This is a genomic window from Martinezella lusitana, from assembly GCF_014207095.1.
GTDB lineage: Bacteria > Pseudomonadota > Alphaproteobacteria > Rhizobiales > Rhizobiaceae > Rhizobium > Rhizobium lusitanum_B.
Window position 1 is genome coordinate 1 of record NZ_JACHBG010000047.1, and the last position, 8563, is coordinate 8563.

Sequence of the window (8563 nt, forward strand, 5' to 3'; positions counted from 1 at the left end):
TAAAACATTATGTGGCGGAAGATGCCAGATTTGGCAGTCCCCGGCTGGCGCCATGACGGCTCCGCCACAAAATCTCACCCGATGCATAAAAAGGGGTCGAGGCCGCCATCGCGCACCAGGGCCATCAGCGAGGCCGCGCCTTTGCGGAAGTCGACCGGTTGGCACGACACATAGACCACGACACCCGAAGCGATCATGCTTGCCGTACCGCCCTGACGATGCCGCTCAGCAGCGCCGGATCGATCGAAGCGCTGACGCGAAGTGTCGTGTCGCCCACCTGGATCTCGACAGTGTCCGTCCGCACCGCCTCGAAACGAGTAAAGGCCTCATCGTTTTCGGTTGCTCTCAACCGCTGAACCGAACCAGATGCAAGGGCTACGCGCCGCCATCCAAAGAGCTGCGATGGGTCCATTCCATGGGCACGCGCGACCGCAGAGACATTTGCGCCCGGAGCCAACGCTTGCTCCAGGATCAGAGCTTTCGCCTCATCTGACCACGACTTCGGTTTCCGCCGCGTTCGCACCGGCTCCGCCGTCAGAATTTCGAACGTACGATCATGATTCATATCTTCACTCATAGGATTCCCAGCATGATTCATGCTGAAAATGAGCGATTTCGCGTCTCCATGCTACGTGGGATGGCCTGTCCGCTTACGAACAGTGGAGATAACCCCTTCGTTGGCTAATTCTGCGGAGTTGGCACATCTTTTGCTTGCTTCCTATTGCGAAGCAATGGACTGCCGATCTTAACGTCAAGGACGAGATTATGATGATGAGAAGTAGAAGACAGCGTGCCGCACATCGAGTAATTTCATGTTCGGCGCCGTCCTGATTCTCCTGACGATGTTGGTGCGCTTGGGTTGACATCGCCTGATCTTCAAGAAAGTTTCAATCAAACCAGGTCCCGGGGAACGCTTAAGCACGTGGATGCCGTAGGCAACACGGGCTGTTTGAGGCATCGCGGAATGGTCACGTTTGTCAACGAAGACGGCGACCTTAATCCATAGACCAAGGAAAAGCCTTTGTCGCTTAAGCATTTGCCTAATAGACTTCAGGAAGTAAGAATGGATTGTCCCACCACAAGTCTCATAAAGAACAACTATGAGCGATTTCCTCGGCAAATGAAGGTCGCTGCGCGTTGGTTGGTTGACCATCCGACAGAGGTCGCACTGCTGTCAATGAGGGAGCAGGCACGCCGAGCACGAGTGCCTCCGGCAACATTAACGAGACTTGCAAAACGCCTTGGCTTCGACGGTTTCGACAAATTAAAGGAGGTATTCGCCGATAGGGTCAGGGAACGGCCGGAAAGCTTCGGTGGGAGTGGAGAGGAGTTATTGGCACGAGCGGAGATCGGGGGCGATGGCGTCCTCATATGCGATACAGTGAATGCTTTGCAGGGTCATCTAAGCAGGTTCGCGCAGCCGCCCGCGATTGCCGCGTTGGCGGCAGCAGCCGACCTAATAGCGGAGGCGAAACAAATTTTTTGCGTCGGCCGCCGTTCAAGCTTTCCCATCGCCTATCTAATGCACCATGTTGGATCATTGCTTGGCTCTCCTACAACATTGATCGATGGGATGGGCGGTGCCTCCGATGATGCGCTTCGGTCTGTCGGCCCAGAAGACATTTTGCTAGCGGTCACAGTCAACCCTTACACTCGCTTCACAGTACAGGCAGCCGAGTTTGCCGTATCCCGTGGTGCAAAACTCGTCGCTTTGACGGACAGCGAACTGTCTCCAATCGCCAAGATTTCTCAAGCGGTAATCCGCGTTCGCACCGAAGTTCCTTCATTTATTCACACGATGACTCCCGCATTGGCCGCAGTAGAATGTCTCATGGAACTGGTCGCCGCGAGACGCGGGAGCTTCGCTCTTCGAGCTCTGGCTGACCATGAAGAACAACTTATGGAATTCGAAACTTATGCTCTGAAGAGCGGCGTCGGCAAGAACTCTCATGACTAAAGAAGAGCCAGAAATTTGAACCGCTCGTTTCCGCCTAGCAGGTCGCTGAACTCTATCGCATCGAGGCTGAGTTGCGTTTGTTTCCCCTATCGATTGGCCGGAGGACAGGATCGATCAGCGCCCTTGATAGCGCACATGCGGACCTAGCTGAGCCACCATCTGGCTCGCGTCGCTGGCTGCTCAACTGTCTAAAGCTCTGTCTCCCGCCCTGCGCAGCCGCTCCAAATACCAGGCCCATAATAAGGAAGGCCGAAGGTTGCACGATTTACCTTTACAATGAACATCAGAGCTCACGTGCGATAACTGGCTATCAAACCGAGTCTTCAAATCCTCTTATGTTCGTTGTCAAGTGGTCTAGGCATGACTGTGTCCCTTCCATCAGCAGTGATGAAGCCGTGTAGATGAAGCTGATATACAAAGTTGGAGGCAGGGCTTTCGACGACGGTTGGCATACTCTTGTGCGCGGGTTGTTTACCGCATTTCCGTAGGTTCTGTCGGGCGAAATGAAAAACTGACCCCCTGACGAACCGAAGAACTGACCCCTCGTGTCAAAACGAGGAATGATGGATGACGAGCACGATTTTATCGCATCCTGCATTGTCGCGAACGATGCAGGACGGGGATATGCTTCAGGCTGATGAGGTGGTGGCGATGTTGCGGCTGCACGAGCTCGGTTGGGGCGCCAAACGTCTATCGAAGGAGTTCGGATGCGCCCGCAATACGGTCCGGCGTTATCTTCGAGAAGGCGGAGTTGCACCGTTCAAACAGCCTGTTCGGCGCACGGGGTTCGACGGGCTTGATGATTGGCTTCGCGAGCGTTTTTTCCGGCACGACGGCAATGCGGATGTAATCCGCCAGGAGTTGGCGAGCGAGCATGGAATCACCATCGGTCTGCGTTCAGTTGAGCTTCGAGTTCGGCAGTGGCGGCGAGAGCTAAAAGCACAGAAGCGGGCGACAGTCCGCTTTGAGACGGCGCCAGGCCATCAGATGCAGATCGACTTCGGTGATACGAAGGTATGGATCGGCGGCGAGCGGGCTCGGGTTCATCTGTTCGTGGCGACGTTGGGCTATTCGCGACGGATGCACGCTCGCGCGTCACTGAGGGAGCGGCAGGCGGACTGGTTCGAGGGGATGGAAGGCGCCTTTCTGCGGTTTGTTGGATTCCGGCGGAAGTGCTGATCGACAATGCGAAAGCCCTGGTCGAGCATCATGATGCGGTGACGCGAGAGGTAAGCTTCAACGCGCGACTGCATACTTTTGCCCGTTATTGGGGCTTCACGCCGCGGGCCTGTGCACCGTATCGGGCGAGAACGAAAGGCAAAGACGAGCGCGGGGTCGGCTACATCAAGAAGAACGCGATCGCCGGGCGACGCTTCGAGAGCTGGGCCGAGTTCGAAGCGCACCTGGATCGATGGACACGCGAAGTTGCCGACCAGCGTGAACACGGCACCACCGGTGTCAAACCGGCGGAACGTTTTGCCGACGAAGCCAAGGCGCTACGTCCGCTGGCCGGACGGGCACCCTTCGGACAATTGCGGGATCTGGTTCGCAAGGTTCAAGCCGATTGCGCGATCGACCTCGATACCAACAGCTACTCGGTCCCTTGGCACCTGATCGGTGAAAGCGTTCAGGTCGTAGTGTTGGCCGGCCGCGTGATTATCCGTCATGCCGGCCAGGTCATCGCTAACCATCCCCAGTGCCGGGGGCGACGACAACGAATTGTGGACCGGGCGCACTTTGTTGGCGTTACCGGCTTCGACGGGCCGGTTCGTAAGGAGGCCATCGAGGCCGCGCCCGCTGCCTTGCTGCGGCCGCTTGCGGAATATGAAGCAGTGGTTGGAGGAGGCTGGTGATGACGACTGTGGATCATGACGTGCTGATCGCAACGCTCGACCGGCTGAAGCTGACGGCGATCCGCGACCAGCTCGATACGTTGCTGGACGAGGCAGCGCGGTCGAAGATGACATTGCGGGAGGCTCTCGCCTTCCTGGTATCGCGCGAGATCGCCCGGCGCGACGAGCGGCGGATATCAATGTCGAGCAAGCTGGCGCAATTCCCGTTCGTGCGCGAACTGGACGGCTTCGACTTCGAGGCGCAGCCCTCGCTGGATCAGGGGCAGATCAGGGAACTAGCGACCTGCCGCTGGATCGCCCACGGTGACACTGTTCTGTTCCTTGGACCGCCAGGTACAGGCAAGACGCATTTGGCGGTGAGCCTCGGCCGCGAGGCGATCCGTCAAAATTACAACGTCCAGTTCGTCACGGCGGCTACCTTGGTGGCGATGCTGGCGAAGGCTCACAGCGACGGCTCGCTCGACAAACAGTTGACGATTCTGTCGCGACCGAAATTGTTGATCATTGACGAGCTGGGGTACCTGCCCTTCGAGGCCAATGCCGCCCACCTGTTCTTCCAACTGGTGTCTCGGCGCTACGAAAAGGGCTCAATCCTGATCACTTCAAATCGCTCTGTGGGCGAATGGGGAAGTGTTTTTGGGGATCCCGTCGTTGCCACGGCAATATTGGATCGCCTGCTTCACCACTCGACAGTGATCACCATTCGGGGCGATAGCTACCGACTTCGCGAAAAGCGCCGCTCCGGCCTTCTGCAGAAGGCCGGAGCGGCGCTTGAAACCAACGAAACTGCAAACAAATGAGGGGGTCAGTTCTTCAATTCGGCAGAGGGGTCAATTCCTCGATTCGCTTGACAGGTTCGTCTGGGGCTGCCTCTGTCTACGATCGGGCATGGGCTCAACGCTTGCCACTTGGATTTGGCGAGGATTCCCCACCGGGGCTCTGCCCCCAAGTTTATACATCAGCAGATATATGCGAATGCTGATTAGCTGCTTCCTTTCATGTATTGAGGTTGGCGTTGATCACGCTTATGCCGCGGGAGCGACCTCTTGACCGATAGCCCACAGGAACGCCGCCATTTCCCGAGCGATCGCGATGGTGGCTACTGCCTTGAGCTTCCCCGCGCCGATAAGTTGATGATAGCGTGCGCATAGCCGGATCTGAGCTTTCCAGGCGATTTCGCGGACCGGCTGTGGCAGCCCCTCCAGTCTTGCCTGAATGGCCCGACTTACCCGGGCCGGGTAATCTATACGTCCACGCGCCCTCAGAACACGGCGGGCCCGCGTACTTCCCGCCTTGGTGATACCCTTGCGTTTCACCGGTTCGCCAGTCGAGCTCTCGGACGGCACAAACCCCAGATACGCCATCAGCTGCGGAGCCGTTTCGAAGCGCCTGACGTCGCCGATTTCAACCACGAAAGTCACCGCTGTGAGGAGCGAGACGCCGCGCATTGCTTGATAGGCTTCGACGACTGGCGCCATCGACCAGGAGACCACAGTCGCGGCGGCCTGTTTGGTCAGCCGCTCTACCCGAACCTCAGCGTCTTCGATGGTCTGAATGTATTCTGCGAGAACGATGTGGTGGGCGGGATGGGTGAACAACAACTCTGCCAACCATCGCCGATGGACTTGTGTCCAGGGCGAGCGGCCGCTATAAATATGACCGCGACGCAGCAGGAAAGCCTGCAACTGCTGGCGGGATTTCTTCAGGGCGTCGTTTGCAGCCTCACGAGCCCGGACCAGATCGCGGATCGCCTCATGGGTCTCATCTGGAACCCAAACTCCCGTCAGTTCCCCCGCCCGGTGCAATCGGCTTGTTCGAGCGACCGTCGGAGGAACAGCTCAGCGGGCAACACCTCACTACCGCAGCAGGTTTGATCTAGCAATCCCGTATGCGAGCTCGTGCGGCTCACTGTTGTCAACTCACATAGCTCAGATAGGGCCGATATAGGGGAAACGTGATAGCTTCCGGTACGTTGCTGATTACCGCCAGCGCGGTGACCGCGTTGTAAAAAATGACCTCTTTCGGCATGCCCTTGTCTGCCTGCGTTAGCGCATCTAATACGCTGCGATTCGTGTGAAAATCGATGTTGAAGGAAATCGAGGCCGATAAGCTGCGAACGTGATGGAGCGTTCCGGGCGGCATATAAAGGATGTCACCGGGATTTACCGTGATTACGAGGGGTGTCGCTCGCTTGTACTGCGGAAAGCGCACATAGTCCGGTTGCTCCGGGTCCACATCAAACCACCGCCAACCTCGGCGTGCACAGCGGGTGGCTTGGCTGGGTGGGAGAATGGTGAACTGCTTCGCACCGAAGATTTGGAAAAATAGGTTATGGCTAAGCAGCGTATCGAAGTGGAGGGGGGTAACGGTTCCTTCCGGACCCATGAAAAACTGCGTATAGCGCCACCAGTGCCGGCGGTAAGACGAACTGACAAAGTTAACCGGGAAGGGCTGACAGTCCTCCGCCAAGCTCTCCACTAAGCCCAGTAGGGGGATGTCGTGGCAGTAGGGTGCCGCTCTCGCGTTCAATGAAGAGGCTCCATCGTGGCAAGACGGTGACTCCATTACAAACCGGGCGTATTTTGCTAGTTCCCAAGAAGAGACCTTAATCTCGCTGCCGTCGAGCGTTTTGGTGGGTACAATCATTGACCCGGCGACTTTCTCAAAATACTCAGGTGACCAGCGCTGACAGGCACTCCAGGCTGCACAGCCTCCACGTAGGAGAACCGGCCGCATGGGATCTCGGTAGTTCGTCGCAAATTCCCAGTCAAATAGCTCTGTCACTGTAGGAATCGATGACCAGCCAGAGTCTTCTAGCGGCGCCAATGAGGATGCTACTGTTTCAAGTTCAACCATTTTTAATCTCATATTTTGCGTGAATTCGTTAAGCGACGACTCCCATCGCGACCGTAGCGAATTGGCTAACCAGCAGCATGCGGTATTAACCTCTTGGACGGGTAAGTAGACCTTGTATTTATGCAGGCGGCGGTCGAAACGTAGACCCGGCACTATCGAACCACTCGGGTCCCACTTCCGTATGCTTGCTCACACACTCACGAGCACTTGTCGCGGAAGGTGTCGTTTGCACCGAACTCTCTGAGCTTTGTAAACCGCATGGGATCACTATTCCCGCAGACGGTGTACATTCATTCCTGTCATTTTCCTGTTAATTTCCGGATAGAAGGATATTCGGAATGTGCCCACCTGCTCAACTATTAGTCTTGGTAGTTGGTGTATATACATCTGAGCAGACCACCTAGGATGCGTACTGTCGACCGCGGGCATACAACTCGATCACCGCAAATGTCGGGATCTGGAACGATGCGCACGAGATAGGTGCTGGTTTCCATTGCTTTTGAGCCGGATGGAGCGTGCTGAAACCAACGCATCAACGGCAGGGCGGCTTTTGCAAAGCAGGTAGAGACGTGGGGAAGACCTTCTCACCAGCAGCTTTGGGTTCGCACCAGTTGGCGACTTACTTGGCGATCGCGGTTTGCTGAACATCTGGCGTCGGGACGCTCGGCTGACCGTATGTCGGCGAGGAGATCTTGAAGATCGTCAATCCCATTTTCGGTCAGGCCTTTTGCCATCTTCACTGCCGCCACGGAGATAAACCAGTTTGCCTTCGGCGATATTGTCCGAGTTGGCGGTTACCTCTCGACTAATTCGAAGTTCTCGCCGATCATGGCGACGACTTCTTGTGAGCAAGATAAAACCTCCACCTTCGGTGGAGCGTAAGCCCCGTCTGTGTCCCATCGGTTCGGCTGCTTTTTGCAGCATAGGTTCGAATGCGAGAAGGTTTCCAGGCGCATATGGAAGCTGAATGATGGATGATGGATTTGTTGGTCGGTACGAGGTTGTTGAGCCGCGCCGCGGTAACCGGCGGTCGCCGGATGATGTGAAGGCTCGAATTGTGGCGGAAAGCCTTGAGCCTGGTGTTCGTGTTGTTGATGTCGCGCGTCGTCACGGCGTAATAGCGAACCAGCTTTCCGATTGGCGGCGTCAGGCTCGCGACTGCATTCTTATACTGCCGTAACACTGCCGTCAGAGCGCATGGTGTCGAGCCAGCGTTCGTGCCTCTGCCAATCGCTGCGGAGTCGCCTGAGCCTGTCACTCGTTTGGACGCTCCTTTAATGTGATCCGTGAGGTGCCGCTCCAAATCCGACCTGATCGGCCAACGTCGAGGTCGACAGGTCTATGCCCTCACATTTGAACCTTGTGCTCTGGCGGTTCAGCGGACTGTGCATCCCAAATTTGTCGAAGACGATCGTCGCCAGCAGATGCGGACCGATGAAGCCGCGCGGCGTGGCATGGAACGGTGCTGGCGCCTGGCTGATCGCCTCGCAATCGCGGCAGGTAAATTTCTCCCGAACCGTCTCGATCACTTTGAAGCGGCAGCGGTATCTCCTCCAGTGTCTCGTTGACATCCTCGCCCAGCTTCGACAGGCGCGGCCCGCCGCCGCAGCACAGATGGTCGGGGGATCGATCACCACGCGCTCGCGCTCGGCATCCTCTGGCCAGGGTTTGCGCACCGGCCGTTTGCGTGTGAACGAACGCACGCTCGACGTTCTGGCGGCAGCAGCCTGGGCCGCCACTTCATCCTCCGTCGCGGCCATCAGTCGGGTAGGCGCGGCCCGTTTCCGGGCCGCACCCCCCTTAGAGTCGGATTCGAAAAGCGTTCAACGATATCCATACCTTGCTAGCCGTCTGGTGATGAGACGAATGTGGGCGATCATGATCCACGCTTCGGCTG

Annotated in this window: 5 protein-coding genes and 5 pseudogenes; 4 read left to right on the forward strand and 6 right to left on the reverse strand. The window is 57.0% G+C overall.

Annotated elements, in window-relative coordinates; translation table 11 throughout:
• Positions 1 to 74 precede the first annotated feature (74 nt).
• Together GGD46_RS34375 and GGD46_RS33325 are read right to left on the reverse strand one after the other, a co-directional pair.
• On the reverse strand, positions 75 to 197 hold the full coding sequence (locus GGD46_RS34375; RefSeq protein WP_141694186.1) for a transposase: 123 nt from the start codon (positions 195 to 197) through the stop codon (positions 75 to 77).
• Positions 194 to 565 carry a transposase gene (locus GGD46_RS33325; RefSeq protein ID WP_240535525.1) on the reverse strand — a complete coding sequence of 124 codons (372 nt, stop codon included), beginning with the start codon at positions 563 to 565 and terminating at the stop codon, positions 194 to 196. Before GGD46_RS33325 ends, GGD46_RS34375 begins: the two co-directional genes overlap by 4 nt.
• Positions 566 to 1063: 498 nt before the next feature.
• On the opposite strand from GGD46_RS33325, the gene GGD46_RS33330 reads away from it, so the two are divergent.
• The 3 genes and pseudogenes from GGD46_RS33330 (at position 1064) to istB (ending at position 4610) form a co-directional block, all read left to right on the forward strand.
• Positions 1064 to 1957: a MurR/RpiR family transcriptional regulator gene (locus GGD46_RS33330; RefSeq protein WP_004126151.1), complete on the forward strand. Its 894-nt coding sequence runs from the start codon at positions 1064 to 1066 to the stop codon at positions 1955 to 1957.
• A 567-nt stretch (positions 1958 to 2524) separates the two neighbouring features.
• Positions 2525 to 3810: pseudogene (istA, locus tag GGD46_RS33335) on the forward strand (IS21 family transposase).
• Complete coding sequence (gene istB / locus GGD46_RS33340; protein WP_004126157.1) at positions 3810 to 4610, forward strand: IS21-like element ISSme2 family helper ATPase IstB; 801 nt, start codon at positions 3810 to 3812, stop codon at positions 4608 to 4610. The pseudogene istA and the gene istB overlap by 1 nt, the downstream one beginning before the upstream one ends.
• 225 nt (positions 4611 to 4835) lie before the next feature.
• Here istB and GGD46_RS33345 read toward each other — a convergent pair.
• The 3 genes and pseudogenes from GGD46_RS33345 to GGD46_RS34210 all read right to left on the reverse strand — a co-directional run.
• A pseudogene (locus GGD46_RS33345) lies at positions 4836 to 5621 on the reverse strand (IS110 family transposase); the annotation flags it as partial.
• A gap of 103 nt (positions 5622 to 5724) precedes the next feature.
• Positions 5725 to 6666, reverse strand: a complete 942-nt coding sequence (locus GGD46_RS33350) for a cupin-like domain-containing protein (RefSeq protein ID WP_240535526.1) — start codon at positions 6664 to 6666, stop codon at positions 5725 to 5727.
• 584 nt (positions 6667 to 7250) lie between these two features.
• Positions 7251 to 7496 (reverse strand): annotated as a pseudogene (locus tag GGD46_RS34210) (hypothetical protein).
• 137 nt (positions 7497 to 7633) lie between these two features.
• On the opposite strand from GGD46_RS34210, the pseudogene GGD46_RS33355 reads away from it, so the two are divergent.
• Positions 7634 to 7943: pseudogene (locus tag GGD46_RS33355) on the forward strand (transposase); the annotation flags it as partial.
• A 15-nt stretch (positions 7944 to 7958) separates the two neighbouring features.
• Here the strand turns inward: GGD46_RS33355 and GGD46_RS33360 are convergent.
• Positions 7959 to 8423 (reverse strand): annotated as a pseudogene (locus GGD46_RS33360) (IS66 family transposase zinc-finger binding domain-containing protein); the annotation flags it as partial.
• Positions 8424 to 8563: the final 140 nt, after the last annotated feature.

Coding starts and splice junctions, on each gene's coding strand:
- istB (WP_004126157.1), top strand. CDS start 3,810: ATGACGACTGTGGATCATGACGTGCTGATCGCAACGCTCGACCGGCTG.
- GGD46_RS33325 (WP_240535525.1), bottom strand. CDS start 565: ATGAATCATGATCGTACGTTCGAAATTCTGACGGCGGAGCCGGTGCGA.
- GGD46_RS34375 (WP_141694186.1), bottom strand. CDS start 197: ATGATCGCTTCGGGTGTCGTGGTCTATGTGTCGTGCCAACCGGTCGAC.
- GGD46_RS33350 (WP_240535526.1), bottom strand. CDS start 6,666: ATGGTTGAACTTGAAACAGTAGCATCCTCATTGGCGCCGCTAGAAGAC.
- GGD46_RS33330 (WP_004126151.1), top strand. CDS start 1,064: ATGGATTGTCCCACCACAAGTCTCATAAAGAACAACTATGAGCGATTT.